The 16,688-nt window shown below is 69.7% G+C and carries 15 protein-coding genes; 9 read left to right on the top strand and 6 right to left on the bottom strand.

Annotated features, from left to right (window positions below; all coding sequences use genetic code 11):
• Positions 1-49 precede the first annotated feature (49 nt).
• Together ACQEVY_RS07545 and ACQEVY_RS07540 are read left to right on the top strand one after the other, a co-directional pair.
• On the top strand, positions 50-3,214 hold the full coding sequence (locus tag ACQEVY_RS07545; protein WP_432946115.1) for an alpha-mannosidase: 3,165 nt from the start codon (positions 50-52) through the stop codon (positions 3,212-3,214).
• Between the two features lie 164 nt (positions 3,215-3,378).
• The gene (locus ACQEVY_RS07540) at positions 3,379-4,254 is read left to right on the top strand and encodes a sulfotransferase family protein (protein WP_432946113.1); all 876 of its coding nucleotides are present in this window, start codon (positions 3,379-3,381) and stop codon (positions 4,252-4,254) included.
• Between the two features lie 30 nt (positions 4,255-4,284).
• Here ACQEVY_RS07540 and ACQEVY_RS07535 read toward each other — a convergent pair whose 3' ends face one another.
• Entirely contained in the window at positions 4,285-5,454 is a 1,170-nt protein-coding gene (locus ACQEVY_RS07535; protein ID WP_432946111.1) for an ATP-grasp domain-containing protein, read from the bottom strand.
• Positions 5,455-5,728: 274 nt separating this feature from the next.
• Between ACQEVY_RS07535 and ACQEVY_RS07530 the strand changes: the two genes are divergently transcribed.
• Complete coding sequence (locus ACQEVY_RS07530) at positions 5,729-6,415, top strand: 4'-phosphopantetheinyl transferase family protein (RefSeq protein ID WP_432946109.1); 687 nt, start codon at positions 5,729-5,731, stop codon at positions 6,413-6,415.
• Positions 6,416-6,448: 33 nt separating this feature from the next.
• On the opposite strand, the gene ACQEVY_RS07525 is transcribed toward ACQEVY_RS07530, so the two are convergent.
• Entirely contained in the window at positions 6,449-6,679 is a 231-nt protein-coding gene (locus ACQEVY_RS07525; protein ID WP_432946107.1) for a hypothetical protein, read from the bottom strand.
• Positions 6,680-7,078: 399 nt separating this feature from the next.
• Between ACQEVY_RS07525 and ACQEVY_RS07520 the strand changes: the two genes are divergently transcribed.
• The 5 genes from ACQEVY_RS07520 (at position 7,079) to ACQEVY_RS07500 (ending at position 12,464) form a co-directional block, all read left to right on the top strand.
• The gene (locus ACQEVY_RS07520) at positions 7,079-7,726 is read left to right on the top strand and encodes a hypothetical protein (protein WP_432946105.1); all 648 of its coding nucleotides are present in this window, start codon (positions 7,079-7,081) and stop codon (positions 7,724-7,726) included.
• Positions 7,727-7,970: 244 nt separating this feature from the next.
• On the top strand, positions 7,971-8,570 hold the full coding sequence (locus ACQEVY_RS07515; RefSeq protein ID WP_432946103.1) for a toxin-antitoxin system, toxin component: 600 nt from the start codon (positions 7,971-7,973) through the stop codon (positions 8,568-8,570).
• Positions 8,571-8,572: 2 nt separating this feature from the next.
• Positions 8,573-9,820, top strand: a complete 1,248-nt coding sequence (locus tag ACQEVY_RS07510; protein WP_432946101.1) for an MAB_1171c family putative transporter — start codon at positions 8,573-8,575, stop codon at positions 9,818-9,820.
• Positions 9,817-10,995 carry a DUF6545 domain-containing protein gene (locus tag ACQEVY_RS07505; RefSeq protein ID WP_432946099.1) on the top strand — a complete coding sequence of 393 codons (1,179 nt, stop codon included), beginning with the start codon at positions 9,817-9,819 and terminating at the stop codon, positions 10,993-10,995. The genes ACQEVY_RS07510 and ACQEVY_RS07505 overlap by 4 nt, the downstream gene beginning before the upstream one ends.
• 71 nt (positions 10,996-11,066) lie before the next feature.
• Positions 11,067-12,464, top strand: coding sequence for an FAD-dependent oxidoreductase (locus tag ACQEVY_RS07500; protein WP_432946097.1), 1,398 nt, complete (start codon positions 11,067-11,069; stop codon positions 12,462-12,464).
• Here the strand turns inward: ACQEVY_RS07500 and ACQEVY_RS07495 are convergent.
• The 3 genes from ACQEVY_RS07495 to ACQEVY_RS07485 are packed head-to-tail and all read right to left on the bottom strand — an operon-like array spanning position 12,383 to position 14,843.
• Positions 12,383-13,594, bottom strand: coding sequence for an MAB_1171c family putative transporter (locus tag ACQEVY_RS07495; RefSeq protein ID WP_432946095.1), 1,212 nt, complete (start codon positions 13,592-13,594; stop codon positions 12,383-12,385). The genes ACQEVY_RS07500 and ACQEVY_RS07495 overlap by 82 nt on opposite strands.
• A gap of 11 nt (positions 13,595-13,605) precedes the next feature.
• Positions 13,606-14,136 carry a toxin-antitoxin system, toxin component gene (locus tag ACQEVY_RS07490; RefSeq protein WP_328773979.1) on the bottom strand — a complete coding sequence of 177 codons (531 nt, stop codon included), beginning with the start codon at positions 14,134-14,136 and terminating at the stop codon, positions 13,606-13,608.
• Between the two features lie 32 nt (positions 14,137-14,168).
• Positions 14,169-14,843 carry a helix-turn-helix domain-containing protein gene (locus tag ACQEVY_RS07485; RefSeq protein WP_432946093.1) on the bottom strand — a complete coding sequence of 225 codons (675 nt, stop codon included), beginning with the start codon at positions 14,841-14,843 and terminating at the stop codon, positions 14,169-14,171.
• 253 nt (positions 14,844-15,096) lie between these two features.
• Between ACQEVY_RS07485 and ACQEVY_RS07480 the strand changes: the two genes are divergently transcribed.
• Complete coding sequence (locus tag ACQEVY_RS07480; RefSeq protein ID WP_432946091.1) at positions 15,097-15,771, top strand: hypothetical protein; 675 nt, start codon at positions 15,097-15,099, stop codon at positions 15,769-15,771.
• 86 nt (positions 15,772-15,857) lie between these two features.
• Here ACQEVY_RS07480 and ACQEVY_RS07475 read toward each other — a convergent pair whose 3' ends face one another.
• Positions 15,858-16,682: an ABC transporter ATP-binding protein gene (locus ACQEVY_RS07475; RefSeq protein WP_432946089.1), complete on the bottom strand. Its 825-nt coding sequence runs from the start codon at positions 16,680-16,682 to the stop codon at positions 15,858-15,860.
• Positions 16,683-16,688 lie beyond the last annotated feature (6 nt).

Genomic DNA, 16,688 nt, shown 5'->3' with positions numbered 1-16,688 from the left:
TTGGGTAGAGCCCTGAGGCACGAAGCAGAGCCCCCGAGGAGACCCGCACATGCATGACGAACGCCGCAGGATCGAGGAGCGTGTCCAGCGCGTCCACGACCAGCGCATCAAGACCGCGCTCTACGCCGCCTCCGTGCCCTTCGAGGTCGAGGCCTGGCAGGCGCCGGGCGAGCCCGTCCCCTTCGAGGAGGCCGCGTCGGCGTCGTACACACCCTTCGCGATGGACACCCCTTGGGGCCCGCCCTGGGGGACGACCTGGTTCCGGATGCGCGGGCAGGTGCCCGCCGAGTGGGCTGGCAAGCGCGTCGAGGCCGTCATCGACCTCGGGTTCATCGGCGACTGGCCCGGCAACCAGGCCGAGGCGCTCGTCCACCTCGCCGACGGCACCCCGCTCAAGGCCGTCAACCCGCTCAACCAGTACGTGCCCATCAGCAACCCGGCAGCGGGCGGCGAGGAGATCCACTACCTCGTCGAGGCCGCCTCCAACCCGGACATCCTCGCCGACAACTTCTCGCGCCCGACCGTCATGGGCGATGTGCTCACCGCCGGCGACAAGCCGATCTACACCTTCCAGCGCGCCGACCTCGCCGTCCTGGACGAGGACGTGTTCCACCTCGACCTGGACCTCCAGGTGCTGCGCGAACTGATGGTCCACCTCGAAGAGCACGACCCGCGCCGCCACGAGATCCTGCACACCCTGGACCGGGCCATGGACACCGTGGACCTGGACGACGTCTCCGGCAGTGCCGCCGCCGTCCGCGAGGTGCTCGCCCCCGCCCTGGCCAAGCCCGCGCACGCCAGCGCCCACACCGTCTCCGGCGTCGGCCACGCGCACATCGACTCCGCCTGGCTGTGGCCCATCCGCGAGACCAAGCGCAAGACGTCCCGCACCTTCTCCAACGTCACGGCACTGGCCGACGAGTACGAGGACTTCATCTTCGCCTGCTCGCAGGCCCAGCAGTACGAGTGGGTGCGCGACAACTACCCGCAGGTGTGGGAGCGGATCAAGAAGTCCGTCGAAAAGGGCCAGTGGGCACCGGTCGGCGGCATGTGGGTCGAGGCCGATGGCAACCTGCCCGGCGGCGAGGCGATCGCCCGCCAGCTCGTGCACGGCAAGAAGTTCTTCATGGAGCACTTCGGCGTCGAGACGAAGGGCGTGTGGCTGCCGGACTCCTTCGGCTACACCGCCGCCTATCCGCAGCTCGCCAAGCTCGCGGGCAACGACTGGTTCCTGACCCAGAAGATCTCCTGGAACCAGACGAACAAGTTCCCCCACCACACCTTCTGGTGGGAGGGCATCGACGGCACCCGCATCTTCACCCACTTCCCGCCGGTCGACACCTACAACGCCCGCTTCAGCGGCGAGGAGATGGCCCGCGCCGTCCGCAACTACCAGGAGAAGGGCGGCGGTACGCGCTCCCTGGCGCCCTTCGGCTGGGGCGACGGCGGAGGCGGCCCCACCCGCGAGATCATGGAACGGGCCCGGCGCCTAGCGGACCTGGAAGGCTCCCCGAAGGTAGTCGTGGAGCACCCCGACAAGTTCTTCGCGGACGCCCGAGAGGAGTACCCCGACGCCCCCGTCTGGGTAGGCGAGCTCTACCTGGAACTCCACCGCGCCACGTACACCTCCCAGGCCCGCACCAAGCAGGGCAACCGCCGCAGCGAACACCTCCTGCGCGAGGCCGAGTTGTGGGCAACGACGGCAGCCCTGAACACACCGGACTACGCCTACCCGTACGAAAAACTGGACCGCCTCTGGAAAACGGTCCTACTCCACCAGTTCCACGACATCCTGCCGGGCTCCTCGATCGCCTGGGTCCACCGGGAGGCGGAGGCGGAGTACGCGAGGGTGGCAGAGGAGCTCCAGACCCTGACACGAGAGGCAATCGCAGCTGCCGCCGCGACCGCTGTGGGCAGTCGTCCCGCAACCGCTGTGGGCAATCGTTCCGCAGGGCGATGGGGGTCCCCCCGCTCGAGCGAAGCCGAGAGTGGGGGAGGGTGGGCACAGCCAACAGCGGACGGCGCCCATGTTTACAACGCCAGCCCTTACGACCGCGCAGAGGTCGTACGCACATCGGTAGGCGTCCCGATGTACACCGAGGTCCCAGCCAACGGCAGCGCCCCGCTGGGGGCAGGCGAACCCCCACACCCGGTAACGGTCACCGAAGGCCGAGTCCTGGACAACGGCCTCGTACGAGTCGAAGTGGCCAACGACGGCACCTTGAGCTCCGTACGAGACCTCCGGTCAGACCGAGAAGTCCTAGCCGCCCAAGGCAACCTGCTCCGCCTACACACCGACCTCCCCAACTACTGGGACGCCTGGGACATCGACAAGCACTACAAGAACCGCTACACGGACCTCCTGGACACCGAGTCCATCACGGTGGTCGAGGAGGACCCCCTCCTCGCAGCGATCCGCGTAGACCGAGCCTTCGGCAAGGGCTCCCGCATCACGCAAACCATCACCGTCCGCGCAGGAAGCCCTCGTATCGACATCGAAACGGAGATCGACTGGCACGAGACGGAGAAGATCCTCAAGGCCGCCTTCCCGGTGGACATCAGGGCCGCCCACTCCTCCGCCGAGATCCAGTTCGGCCACATCCAGCGCCCCACGCACACCAACACCAGCTGGGAGTCGGCCCGCTTCGAGGTCTGCAACCACCGCTGGGTGCACATCGGCGAACCCGGCTACGGAGTCGCGGTCATCAACGACTCCACCTACGGCCACGACGTCTCCCGCACGGTCCGCGAAGACGGCGGTACGACCACGACGGTCCGCCTCAGCCTGGTCCGCGCCCCCCGCATCCCCGACCCGGAGGCCGACCAGGGCAAGCACCGCTTCACGTACGCGCTGCTGCCCGGCGCGACGATCGAGGACGCGGTCGCGGAGGGCTACGCGCTCAACCTGCCGCTGCGGGTGGCCGATTCGGCCGGTGCGGCCGAGCCGGTGGTGAGCGTCGAGGGCGAGGGCGTCACCGTCGAGGCGATCAAGCTCGCCGACGACGAGTCCGGCGACGTCGTCGTACGCCTCTACGAGTCCCGCGGCGGACGCGCCCAGGGCACCCTGCGCACCGGCTTCCCCCTCGCCGGAGCCCAGGTCACCGACCTCCTGGAGCGGCCCCTCGCCGAGGCGGCCGTGGAGGGCGGTGGAGTCGCGGTGTCGCTGCGCCCCTTCGAGGTGCAGACCCTGCGGCTGTCACGGCGGAATGACTGACCCCGTTTTCCAGGAAGAATTAAGAAACGGGTAAGAGGCCAGGTCACGGCGGGTTTTCGGCCCGCCGTGACCACGGCCTGTTGCCTTTACGACACCTGAAGTTCGCCCGGTACCCCTGGGATGGCGCGGCAAGGCGTAGGTGAGAGAAAAAGAGGGGTGTCACCGTGCGGGACCCACGTATCTCGGCGATCCGCAAGGGCCTGAAGCGCCGCGGCAGACTGATGGCCCAGGCGGTGAGCCCGCCCCGCCGGAGCCTCGACGCCATGCCCTCGCAGCGGAACCCGAAGGATGCTTACGTCGCTCCGCGCGCCCCGCGCCTGGTCGACTCCCCGGTCTTCGTCCTGTCCTCGGTGCGTTCCGGCTCGACCCTGCTGCGCGTCCTGCTGAACAGCCACTCCAAGATCCGCGCCCCGCACGAGATGCATCTGCGCACCCTCCACGTCCATCTGGCCCGTGACTTCACGGCCGACGCCATGAAGGCGCTGGAACTGGACAAGGAGGAGCTGGAACACGTCCTGTGGGACCGCGTGCTCCATCTGGAGCTCACCCGCAGCGGCAAGGACATCATCGTCGACAAGACGCCGCCGAACACCCTCATCTGGCCCCGGCTGCAACGATGTTGGCCCGACGCCCGCTACATCGTCCTGCTCCGCCACCCTGGCGCGGTCGTCACCTCCCTCACCAACCGCCGCGCCGACCCGGACCACGAACAGATCCGCCGCGAGGTCCTCGACTACAGCGAGCGGCTGGAGGAGGCCCGGCAGCAGCTCACCGGCGCCCACGTGATCACGTACGAGGAGCTCACCGCGGACCCCGAGACGGTCACCCGGGGCCTGTGCGACTACCTCAAGGTGCCTTGGGAGGCGGGGATGCTCGACTACGGCAAGAAGGACCACGGCACCTTCCGCCCCCAGCTCGGCGACTGGAGCGAAACCATCAAGTCGGGCCGCATCCAGTCCGCCCGACCGGCCGACCCACAAGCCGAACTGCCGCCGCGGCTGGTCGAGTTGGCGCGCGAGTGGGGGTACCCGGTCGACTGACCGGGTACGAAGACGTCCGGGCGAGTGCGATCAGGCAGGGGTGGGAGTGGCGGCCGACTCTTCTCCCACTCTCGGCTTCGCTCGAGCGGGGGCACCCCCATCGGGGGCGGGAACGGCCGGCAGGGGAGTGGGCCGGCGCTCGTCCAGGCACGGCTGCTGCTGAGGCTGCGGAACCGACACCGGACGCACCGGTCGCGGACCCGCGACCACCGCGTAGTCCTGGCCCAGGAACGGCGGTACCAACTCGCCCGGGTCCTCGCCGAGCGCCAGCCGCACGGCGGCCCAAGGGGCGTTGATGCCGCACTGGGAGAGCTGGTGCAGCCCGCCGGCCGGGCGCGTGTTGACGTCCATGAGCACCGGCTCGTCCCCGAACATACGGAACTGCACATTGGTCAGGTAGTGCAGATCGAAGGCCCCGGCGATGAGCCGCGCCGGTTCGATGAAGGACGGCTGCAGCGTGAAGCCGCGCCGACGGCCGTTCTTGGTCCGGCCCACCGCCATCCGCACCCGCCCGTCCGGCCCCGTCAGACAGTCGACGGACACCTCCGGCTCCTCCAGACGCGGCATCACCAGCCAGTCGACGGGTGCGTCGGCCTGCCGTAGCGCGTCGACGACGAGGTTCAGCGGCACATACGGGCTGGGGAAGCCGCTCAGGTGCATGAGCGAGAAGGGGGAGCGCGTGATGATGCGGAAGCCGACTCCGCCCGCACCCGCGGCCGGCTTGAAGCAGGCCTTGTAGCCGTCGGCCTCCAACGCGTCGACCGCCGCGATGAGTTCGTCCTCGGTACGCACCCGCCACCAGGGCGGCACCGGCAGCCCGAGGGCCCGCACCGCCTCGTACGCGGTCACCTTGTCCTGGAAGGTCGTCACGGCCTCGGCGGGCGGCGCCAGCAGAGCCGTACCGACCGCGGCGAACTCCTCGCGATGCGCGGCGACCGCCGCCTGGTGAAGCACGGGAACGAACACGTCGATGGAATGCCGGGCGCACTGATCGAGGGCGTACTCGACGTACGCGGCCGGGGACAGCCCTTGCGGTTCGAGCTCCGCGGTGTCGGCGGCGGCCAGGATGGGGGAGTCGGCGTCGCCGTGCGTCGCATGGATCTCGACCGGACGGCCGCTGGGATTATCCCGCAGCTGATCCATGAAGAACACGTTCTCCGCGTACGTGCGGTTGAGCCAGACGCGTACGCGAGAGACCATTCAGGCCGTCCTTTCAAGGTTCGCGGGCACGGCGAAGCAGGCCGAGCCCGGCCATGGAGTTTGGAGGTACACAAAACCGCCGTTCGAAAACGGTGAGCGCGCGGTTGTGTAGGGCCGATCATAGGGGTTCCGCGGCATGATCGCTGCTACGTCCGTGTTACGGATTACGTCCCGCCCTGGTATGGCTTCACGCCGCGGTCCGGCACCCTGCTCACCGCGGACGGGCACCGCTGGGTACGCTGCCTCGCATTCTGCCGATGGAGGTTCGGATCCAGTGATCGAGGAGTTGCTCTCGGACGCGGTCGTGACCGTGGAAGCGAACGGTGACGAACCGGTCGAGGGCGCGACGCTGTATCCCGAGGAAGAGGCGCTGATCGCGCGGGCCGTGGAGAAGCGGCGCCGCGAGTTCACCGTCGTACGAGCCTGTGCCCGGCGTGCGATGGACAAGCTCGGCGTTCCGCCGCAGCCCGTGCTGACCGGTGACCGCGGGGCCCCGCAGTGGCCCGACGGAATCATCGGCAGCATGACGCACTGCGAGGGCTACGCCGCCGCTGCACTGGCCCGCGCCACCGACCTGGCCTCCCTCGGTATCGACGCGGAGCCCCATCTGCCGCTTCCGGAGGGCGTGTTGTCTTCCGTGTCCCTGCCCGCCGAGGACGCCCGGCTGCGCGCGCTCGCGTCCGGGCATCCCGCGGTCCACTGGGACCGACTCCTGTTCAGCGCCAAGGAGTCGGTCTACAAGGCGTGGTTCCCCCTTACCCGGAAGTGGCTGGACTTCACGGAGGCGGACATAAAAGTGGGCCTGGCTCCAGGGAGCACCACCTCGGGTGCCTTCCGGGCCCGGCTCCTGGTGCCGGGCCCGGTGGTGGACGGCCGCCGCGTCGACCACTTCGACGGTCGCTGGACGGTGGGCCGGGGTCTTGTGGCGACCGCGGTGACCGTCTCGTACGACCGCGGCTGATCCCGTTTCCGCCGGGCGCCCGGCCGGGGATCGTCACGACTGTGGGGACCAGGCGTGCAGCAGGCGGAAGAACGCCTCCTCGTTCCCCGCGAGACCTGCCGCCTCCAGTGCGCGCTCGGCCTCCGCGAGGGCTGCCGGCGGTACGACGACGGGGCGGGGCGGCGTGCCGGGCGGGCCGTCCAGCGCGGCTCGTACGGTGTGCAACAGGCGCAGATAGGCCTGCACGGCGGTGCGTTCGTGATCGGTCAGTACGGCGGTCGGCATCGGACGACTCTCCCGGTTCGGCTCGGCTCTCGTGTTCACGCGCCGTCGCACAGCGGTGGCGCTGGGTCCAGCTTGCCGTCCACCACTGACAATCGGTCCGCGGCCGCGCACACCTGAACGGTGCGCGGCCGCGGACCACGGCGCCCGATGTGCCCTCCCCCGTGGGGCACAAGCGAGCCTCGCGCCCGCGGGCACGGCGATGCTGCCGTGGTCGCGGTGCGATGACCGGTCCTTACGTCGTGTCATGATCCTGCAAGGTCTGGGGAGCGGTGTCAACTGAAATAGTCGCCTGTGGCTATTGCAGTGACTTTTCGTTGGTCGGCGGGCCCCGGCAGCGGCTATCGTGCGGAACATCAACTACGTAGTTCGCGCTACCACCTCACTTCAGGAGATGTGCCGGTGAGAGATCCGCTCCGTGCGCTCGCCGAGACCCTGAGCCACCTCGACGCCCTCCTCGCGGAGGCGGGACAGAGCCGTGACGACGTGCTCGACGTGGAACGGCTCTCGGTCGACAGCGGCGTCCCCCGGGACGTCGTCGAGACGCTTCTGGACGGCAAGGAGCCCCCCGCGGAGGACATCACCGACCGGATCATCCGCCGCTTCGAGCATCTGCGGGAAACGCGGCGGCGCGACGACGGGCAGCGGCACTCCTACGGAGAGATCGCCGCATCCTTCGGCGCGTCCCGGGCCTCCCTGTCGAACCTCGTCAACAGCCGGAGGAAAACGCATGGTGGGGAGGGGGCGGAGCCGCGCGCGGCCCGCTCCGGGGGCCCACTGGCGGCCACCCAAGCCGGCATCGAGGAGTTCTTCTTCGGCGCGCCCAACGGCTGGTTGTCCGCCGAGCCCGCCTCCGCGCTCGACGACGCCCTCCAGCCCGTACTGGCCGACTTGCGCGCCGCGGCCGGTGAGGACCCGCTGGCCCGGCTGCGGCAGGCGCACGGGCTGCGCCGGATCGCCCATCGGGCTGCGGAACTCAGCGATGCGGAGCAGGAGTTGGTCGCCGACTGGATCGACACGATTTTGCGGCGCCGGGAGCGCGACCAATAAGCGTTCCGCCGGAAGGGCAGCGATTTACCCGCAGGCCGGTGGGGGCTGGTCGCTCCCCCACGCTCGAATCGAGCTCGCGCGGGGGGACCCCCATCGCGGCGGAGCCGTAAATGTCACAGCCCCGCGCCCCTAACGGGGCGCGAATGTGTGCCGGAGTTCATGAAGTCCCCGTAAGCCTGGCAGCAGGCCCCTCCGTCTGGAATATTTGCAGGGCGGGGTCCGGGATGTGAGGAGTAGTCAGTCGATGCGTCGCCTTGTCACGCGGCTGGTCGGGGAATTTCAGGCCGAGAAGGAGATGCGTCGATTCATCGACCGGCTGACCGGTGAACTGCGTTCCTGTGGACGGGAACTGACCCCTCCCACGGATCCCGATGAACTGTTCGCCGCGCTGATCGAAGTCGTCAGCGAGATCCGGGGGCGCAAGGTGGTGCTCCTCAAGGAGGAGTTCCCGCACCGGACGGCGACCGGGCTGTGGCTCGACCTGCCGGACGAGGACCTCATCCTCGTCGACAAGCGGGCCACCGCGCTGCACCAGCTCGCGATCCTCTTCCACGAGATCTGGCACATGATCAAGGGCGACTGCGGTCACCACATCGCGGGCGCCACGGTGGCGGCCCGGATGCTGGACCAGCGGGCCGATCTGCGCCATCTGAAGCCGACCGTCGTACGGGTCGCCGCCCGTTCCGTGTTCGACGAACAGGTCGAGCAGGACGCCGAGACCTTCGCGCTGAAAGCGGTGACCCATTTCCGGGTCTGGCTGGAGGGGAAGCCGGAGAACACGGACCGTACCCAGATCGCGGGCCGGATCGGCGCTTCACTGGGCAGCCGCCGGCCACAGGTCTGACCATGGACGCCTCCGCCTACTACTACATACCCGCATTCGTCTGCTGGGCCGGACTGGGGCTGAAGCTGCCCGGCCTGCTGCGTTCCTGGCGCGACCCCCTGATCCGAGCCGTCTGCTGGGTGATCTTCCTGGGCGGCGTCGGCTTCTTCCTCGCCGCTCCGCGCACCGTCGCCGGCCTCAACGACGCGACCGGCATCGCGAACTTCTCCGCCGCGCTGGTGTACGCGACGGTGAGCGCCTACAGCGCCAGCTGCCTGGTGCTGATCATCCACTGGCGTGGCGGGCCCGAGCCGTACGTACGCCGCCTCACCTGGCGCTGGACGGCCGGCTATGGCGTCCTGATCGCCGTACTGATCACCATGTTCGTACTGGGCGACGCACCCAGCGAGCGGCTCACCGATTTCGACACGTACTACGCCAGGACCCCGTGGACCGGCGAGATGGTCGTGCTCTATCTGCTCGGCCATATGACGGCCGCCGTCGCCAGCACCGTTCTGTGCCTGCGCTGGGCACGGGAGGTCCACGGCTGGCTTCGGACGGGACTGTGGCTGCTGGTCCTCGCCTGGCTGCTCAACGTGTCCTTCAGCGGTCTCAAGCTCACCGCGGTGATCGCGCGGTGGACCGGCCGGGACTGGGACATGCTGAGCACGACTCTCGCGCCCCGCCTGGTCGGCCTGGCGGCTGCCATCGCCGTCGCCGGCTTCACCCTGCCGCTTCTCGGCCCGTGGGCGACAGCCGTCCGGCGTGCCGTGACGACCTGGCGGCGGCTCGGCCCGCTGTGGCGGGAACTCAGCGACATCCACCCCGGCAGCCTGCTCGCCGCCCCGATTCCCTGGTACGCGTCGCCGTTCATCCACCTCACCCGACGCGAGGCCGGAATCGAGGACGGGCTGCGAATGATCCGCCCCCACCTCGACGACGACGTCCGCTCGCAGGCGCACACAGCGGCACTCGCCGCGGGCCACAGCGCCGACACCGCCGCCCGCATCGGCCACGCGGCGATGATCGCCGCGGCGGTGCAGGCCTGCCGACGTGCCGGACCGCCCACTCCGGCGGGCTTCTTGGAGCACACAGAGAACAGCGGGGACGCTGAGCACGCCGAGAATCCCGCGAACGCCGAACTCCCCGTGACGCGACCGTCCTTGATCGGCATCGCGCACGCCCTGCGTACGTCCCCCATCGTGGCGGCAGCCCGCGCCGCCGCAGCGGCCACCCCAGCCGCAGACGACGAGAGAACCCCCATACGGTGAGCAGCGGCATCGTCTTCTACATCCCCGGCTGCCTTCTGCTGCTGGCCGCCGTGCTGAAGCTCTCGGCCGGAAGGACGCTGTGGCGTGACCCGCTGGTGGCGTCGACCGGCGCGATCCTGCTGATCGGCTCGCTCGTCTGCCTCCTGTCCGCCCCGCCCACCATCCGCTTCGTCAACGACATCACCGGCATCGCCAACTTCAGCGCCCCACTGGTGTACGGGGGCCTGACGGCGCTGAGCGCGGGCTACCTGGTCCTGATGATCAACTGGGAGGGTGGATCGCCGGAGCGGAGGCGGCGAGCCTCCCTGCTCGTAACGGGCGTCTACGGGCTGGTCATCGTCGGCATCTGGGTCCTGTTCGCCCTGGCCGACGTCCCCGTGGAACGCGCCCGGGACCTGGACACGTACTACGCCAACACCCCCTACATGCGCGAGATGATCGTCCTCTATCTGGTCGCGCACACGGCCGCCACCGTCGCCCTCATGGTCATGAGCGTGCGGTGGCTGCGGGAGGTGCGCGGCATGATCCGGCGCGGGCTGACGCTGATCGTCGTCGGCCTGTTCTTCGACGGGTGCTATCAGATCGTCAAGTACGCGGCGATGGCTGCCCGTTGGCTGGGGAACGACTGGGATGTCCTGTCCACCGTCGTCTCGCCTCCGCTGGTCATGCTGGCCGGCATCACCTGTGCTTGCGGCTTCGCCCTGCCCCGGATCGGGCCTCCTCTGGTGAACAACGCCCGTGCCTGGAGGCGCTACCGGCTGCTGAAGCCCCTGTCGGCGGAACTGCGCACGCTGCGGGCGCCGGCCACGGGCGTCATCCGCTGGTGGGATCCCCCGGTCACGCGCCTGGCCCGGCAGGAGATCTCCATCTGGGACGGCGTCCTGGCCTGCTCGCCGTACCTCGACGACCAGGTGCGGACGACGGCGTACGAGACAGCCCTCGCGGCCCACGCTCCCGATGAGGCCGAGGTGGTGGCCGAGGCGGCGATGCTCGCTGCGGCCCGTGTGCAGGCGTCACGTCGGCACAGTGCGGGCATGCCATCGGACGCGGGAACCTTGCGGTCGGTATCGACGCCCCGTCAGATGGTGGGGCTGGCACAGGCGTTGGCGTCCTCGCCGATCGTGGCGGAAGCCCGTCGGCAGTCCGCTTTGCGAGCGGCCGCCGGCCATGGCTGACGTATCGGCGGCAGTACGTGCAGCAACTGGTGCAGCATCAGGTATCGGGAGCTACAAAAGGAGTGTCCGACTTGTCTGACAGAACTGCCCCTCGTCGCACCGCCGTTGTGGTCGGAGGGGGCATGACGGGCATGCTCGCCGCCGCCGTACTCGCCGAGCACGCCGACGTCACCATCGTCGAACGCGACCTGCTGCCGGACGGCCCTCGGCCGCGCAAGGGAGTGCCGCAGGCCCGCCACGCCCACCTGTTCTGGTCCGGCGGCGTCAAGGCGCTCGAGGAGATCCTGCCGGGCATCACGGACCGACTCGTCGACCGCGGCGCCCGCAGAGCCCGCATCATGACCGATCTGGTGTCCAGAGCTCCGTCGGGCCAGTGGTTCCGGCGGTTCTCCCAGTCCCGGCACACCATGCTCCAGGGCAGCCGTGATCTGCTCGACGCCACGATCCGCGCCGACGTGCTGCCGGACCGGCGGATCACCCTGCTGCAGCAGACCGAACTGCTGGGCCTGGAAGGCAGCGCGGACCGTGTGACAGGAGTGCGCATCCGCGAGGCGGACGCGGAGCGCACTCTCCCCGCCGACCTGGTCATCGACGCGAGCGGGCGCGGCAGCCGCGCCGCCCACTGGCTGCGGGACCTGGGACTGCCGCCCGTCGATGAGCGCACGGTCGACCCGGGCATCGGCTACGCCAGCCGGATCTACCGCCCACCGGCCGGCGTCGTCGACTACCCGATCGTCAACGTCCAGGCCGAGCCCCAAGGCAACCCGGCGCGGGGCGGCGTCATCGTCCCGATCGAAGGCGGCCGGTGGCTGGTGACCCTGTCCGGCAGCCGCGGAGGTCAACCCACCAGCAACAACGACGAGTTCGTGCCCTTCGCCCTGAAGCTGGCCCACCCCATCATCGGCGAACTCCTTTCCAGGGCCGAACCCGAGACCGACGTCGTCACCACCCGCAGCACCGCCAACAAACGCCGCTACTACGAGAAGGCCGCCCGTTGGCCCGAAGGCTTCGCCGTCCTCGGCGACGCCGTCGCCGGCTACAACCCCATCTACGGGCACGGAATGAGCGCGGCAGCCCAGAGCGTCCTCGCTTTGCGCGGCGTCCTGCGCGAGCAGGAACTCACCGCACCCGGCACGGCACGGCGCATCCAGAAGACCGCGGCCCGGCCCGTGGACAACGCCTGGAACCTTGCCGTGGGCCAGGACGTGTTCCGGCCGGGCGCCAGCGAGCAGCCGCCCACCCGCCTGGAGAAGACCCTGGCCGCCTTCGTCGACAAGGCCGCCGACGCCGGTTCCCGCAATCCGCACGCCCTGCGGATCCTGCTGGACGTGATGAGCATGGAGAAGGAGCCGACCCGGCTGTTCGGGCCCGACATGCTCGCCCTGGTCTACTTCGGCCGGAAGAAGCCCCGGTTGAGCGGACCTCCGCTGACCGAGAAGGAAGCGGCGGTCGTGACGACGGGGGACTGACGCAGGGCCAGGGACATCCGCACCAGGTCGCGGGGGGCCTCGGCGGACGCGGGAGGCGCCGCGTCCGCCGTCGCCGAGCTGATGACCCTGCCCTCCGGATCGGCGGCCCGCGCTCGTACCGCCGCCGTCACCATCGCCGCGTCGGCCTCGGCCCGCGCCTGGGCGGGATCGGAGCCTGCGGCCACGGCAGCTTCGTACACGCTCGTACGGAGCTCCGTGTCGAAGTACGGGTACAGGGCGAGCATGCCGTCGTGGATGTCGGACTCCCGCTGGGTCACCTGGAGTTCGGGGGGCGACCACCACGCGATGCGTACGGCACGGTCCTTGGGCGGTGCGAGGGGCCTCAACTCCCGCCACAGCGGCCCGAGTCGGCGATAGGTGGACCAGGTGCTCCAGACGTCCCCGATGCGCTGTCCTGCCGGTGGGATGCAGAAGCCGAGTGCGCTGAGCTGCATTCCGGCGGAGGCCATGGCGGGCGCGACGTAGGTGCTGAGGTCGTCCAGGTTTCCGCCGTTCCAGCGGGCGATGACGGCGATGAACTTGGTGATCGAGTAGGGGATGTTGCAGGAGAAGCCGAGTGCGATGACCAGCAGTCCGGCCCGTAGCCAGCCGCGTACCTGAAGCGCCCAGCGCCAGCACATGACGTCCATCGCGACGCCCGCGACGGTGACCGACACGAGGTAGAGCACGATCATCTCGCGGATGAACGGCGTGTTGGCGTAGTACGTGTCGAGGTCCCGCAGCCGTTCCTCCGGCGCGTCCCCGAGGGCGAAGAGCACGATCAGGGCCACGATCACCACGCCGTACCCGGCGATCCAGCGACGGGCGGCCCGCCGGGTCGCCTCCGGCGGACCACCGCGCCAGTTGATGATCAGCACCAGACAGGCGGCGCTGAAGGCGCTCAGCAGGCAGTAGACGAGCGGGCCCGAGAAGTTCGCGATCCCGGTGAGGCGGTTGACCTCGGTGATCGTCGGCGGGGCGGCGAAGACGAACACCAGGCCGGACAGCGCGATGAGGATGCACACGGATCGCTGCAGCGGATCGCGCCAGGAGCGCAGTAGCGCGGGCGTTTTGACGGCGAGCGCGATCGCCATCGCGACGGCCGGTATGTAGTAGCCGGAGTCGTCCATGGCGTGGCGGCTCAGGCCCGCGGCCCGCGGTAGCCGAGGGACGCCCCTATCCGGCCCGCGACCCCGTCCCGCGACATGGGCCCGCGCTGTGCCGAACCGGGAAGCCACGCACGGCACTTGCTGGCCAGCAGCAGCCCGAAGCCCTCCGCCTCCTGCTCGTCCGCGAGGTCGAACCGGGTCCGGGCGGCCACCTTCAGGACGGTCGCCTGCAGATCGGCGTCGTCGGACAGCAGACGGGCGGCTACGGCCGCGCCCTCCACGTGGTGGGCGCAGTGCCCGGCCTTCATGTGCCACAGCTCATGGCCGAGGATGACCAACTGGTGGTCGGGCGCGGTGCGTTCCTCGATGACCACGAGGTCCTGGTCCGCCATGTCGAGCCAGAGCCCACTGGCGGTGCCGGGCGGGAAGGCGGCCATACGGAACCGCACCGGACGGCCGCGGCGTCTGCTCATGGCCCCGCACAACGCGGCGTAGAGGTCGGCGGGCTCCGCCGGTGCCGGGAGCGAGAGCTCGCCGACCAGCTCGCCGCACAGGCGGCGCATGTCTTTTCCGATGCCCACTGTTCTCTCCCGGGTCACGACTCGGGCCGCTTGACGCTCTCCAGGAGCATGTCCAGCCATTCCGCGACCTTGTCCCGGTGCTGATCCGTCGGCAGCTGTGCGGCGCGCCAGGCGATGCCCCGTACGCCGTGGTCCTGGAGCAGCTGCTCGAAGGGGTCGTCCGTACTCGCGGCCGCGGCGGCTCTCTCCCGGTCGGCTCTCTCGCGGTCGGCGAGCTGCTGGAGCAGCTCCTGCTCGGAGCGCTGGAGGGCGCCGGCCAGCGCCTCGGGGTCCTCGGCGGTCAGGAACCCGGCGTGCACTCGGAAGAAGCGCTGAATGGCGTCGCAGTGCTCCATGGTGGGGCGCCGGTCGCCGTTGATCAGGGCGCCCGCCTGCTGACGCGACATCCCCGCGCCGTCGGCGATCTCCTGCTGGGTGTACCGGCGGCCGTTCGGCTTCAGACGCGTACGGCGCAGCAGGTCGAGGCGTTGCAGAAAGCGGGTCTGCAGATCAGGCTCACCGGCGGGCCGGCCGCTCAGCAGCGCCTGCACCACGACCTCCGGCACGCCCGACGCGACGGACAGCCGCCGCACGTCGAACACCTGGCTGTGCGGCACACCGAGCCGGTCGGCGAGGGCGGCGACCCGCGCCACGACGGCCGGCAGCAGACCCGTCGCCGTGGCGCCCGGAACCTCGAAGCCATCCGTCACCGACTGATCTCCCGCGTTGTCTCGACCGGCCGTGTACTGCGCAGTACGCGCGCAGTACCCGCGCAGTCCACGGTGAACTGCCCGGAGAGGTTAGCCCCTGCGTCGAACTCGCATCCAGCGCTCGCCACAACTGTGGCGCGATTCGTTCGTCAACAGGCGGCAAATGCCACGATAGTTGACGCGACGGAGCCGGGGATAGCAGGATCGCGACCGCCGCGTGTAAGGCCGCAGAGGCAAGAGGGGTGACCTCCCGATGGAGTACCAGGCAGGAGGGCAGCGGTCGCGGCCGCGACCCGCCCCCGAGAGTCTGAGGGCCCAGGCCTATTTGCAGGACTACGCCGCACTCCTGGAGGCCGTCCCCTTTCCCTCGCTTGTCTTCGACCACCGCTGGGACGTCGTCCTCGCCAACGACGCGTTCGAGACACTTTTTCGGGGTGTGGGTCCGCATCCCACGGCCATGCCGGGGGACAACTTCCTCCGGTTCGTCCTGTTCCATCCGGAAGCGGGCACGGTCCTCGCCGAGCATGAGTCGAGCTGGTGCCTGCCGATGCTGGCGCACTTCGCCGCCGCGATCGAGCGGCACGGGCAGGACCCGGTGCTGCGGTCGATTCTCCGGGAGATCGCGCAGGACCCGATCATGGACGCCGCGTACCGGCACGGGCTGCCGCACTGGATCCGCGAGGTCGGTCCCGCCGCCTTCGAACACGACGGAGCGGTACGGCCGTTGTGGCATCCGGATCCTCGGTGGGGGCGCACCGACTGCCGGATCGTCGGCGAGACCCCCAAGACGCTCAAGGACATGGGGTATACGCGCATGACGCTCGTGTTGCGCGACGCCCGCCGCTCGACGGGTCCTGTACGCACGACTGCGCGGGTGCGGCGGGCCGCGACGAGTCACCTCAGCGTCGTGCCTGCCGCGGAGGCGTAAGCGGTCCGCTGGGGGAGTTTCGACCTGCGGGTCCGTTGTGGCTGGTCGCGCAGTTCCCCGCGCCCCTAACGGGGCGCGTTCAGGTTTCAGTGAGTTGGAGGCGCGTCCGCCTTCATGTCCTTCGCGTCCTCCGGCTCCAGTGCCTTGCCGCGCTTCGCCGCCTGGATTTGCTCGTACACATGCGTGCGGAGTTCGGCGAAGCGTGGGGCCACCCTGGTGTGCAACTGGTCGCGTTCTGCGGGCAGGTCGACCTTCAGTTGTTCCTGGACGACGGTCGGGGACGTGGAGAGGATCAGGACCCGCTCGCCTAGGTACACCGCCTCGTCGATGTCGTGGGTCACGAAGAGGATCGTGATGCCGCGCTGTTGCCAGAGGCCGCGCACCAGGTCCTCCAGGTCCGCGCGTGTCTGGGCGTCCACCGCTGCGAACGGCTCGTCCATGAGCAGTACGTCCGGCTCGTATGCCAGTGCGCGGGCGATCGCCACGCGCTGCTGCATGCCGCCCGACAGCTGCCATGGGTAGGCGCCCGCGGCGTCGGTGAGGCCGACTGACTCCAGGGCGTCGGCGACCAGCTCACGCCGCCGGGACGCGGTCAACTTCTTCTGTTTCAGGGGGAGTTCGACGTTGTCCCGGACTCGCATCCAGGGGAAGAGGCTGCGCCCGTACTCCTGGAAGACGAAAGCCATCCCGGGCGGCGGCCCGGTCACCGGCTGCCCGCCCAGCAGGACTTCGCCCGACGTGGGCGTCAGTAGTCCGCCCATGCACTTCAGCAGCGTCGTCTTGCCGCAGCCCGACGGGCCGACCAGGCAGACGAGTTCGCCCGCGTCGACGGTGAACGTGAGGTCGCGCACCGCTTCCACGCGGCGACCGGAACCCTCGTAGACCTTCTTGAGGCCTCGTACGTCCAGCATGGACTG

This window comes from Streptomyces sp. CA-288835 (assembly GCF_050936385.1).
In the GTDB taxonomy this organism is placed as follows: domain Bacteria; phylum Actinomycetota; class Actinomycetes; order Streptomycetales; family Streptomycetaceae; genus Streptomyces.
Note: the sequence above shows the minus strand (reverse complement) of the source record. Positions and strands in the feature narration are given on the sequence as shown.

Coding starts and splice junctions, on each gene's coding strand:
- ACQEVY_RS07545 (WP_432946115.1), top strand. CDS start 50: ATGCATGACGAACGCCGCAGGATCGAGGAGCGTGTCCAGCGCGTCCAC.
- ACQEVY_RS07490 (WP_328773979.1), bottom strand. CDS start 14,136: ATGCGCCGCCTGTGCGGCGAGCTGGTCGGCGAGCTCTCGCTCCCGGCA.
- ACQEVY_RS07525 (WP_432946107.1), bottom strand. CDS start 6,679: ATGCCGACCGCCGTACTGACCGATCACGAACGCACCGCCGTGCAGGCC.
- ACQEVY_RS07475 (WP_432946089.1), bottom strand. CDS start 16,682: ATGCTGGACGTACGAGGCCTCAAGAAGGTCTACGAGGGTTCCGGTCGC.
- ACQEVY_RS07515 (WP_432946103.1), top strand. CDS start 7,971: ATGCGTCGCCTTGTCACGCGGCTGGTCGGGGAATTTCAGGCCGAGAAG.
- ACQEVY_RS07480 (WP_432946091.1), top strand. CDS start 15,097: ATGGAGTACCAGGCAGGAGGGCAGCGGTCGCGGCCGCGACCCGCCCCC.
- ACQEVY_RS07535 (WP_432946111.1), bottom strand. CDS start 5,454: ATGGTCTCTCGCGTACGCGTCTGGCTCAACCGCACGTACGCGGAGAAC.
- ACQEVY_RS07495 (WP_432946095.1), bottom strand. CDS start 13,594: ATGGACGACTCCGGCTACTACATACCGGCCGTCGCGATGGCGATCGCG.
- ACQEVY_RS07510 (WP_432946101.1), top strand. CDS start 8,573: ATGGACGCCTCCGCCTACTACTACATACCCGCATTCGTCTGCTGGGCC.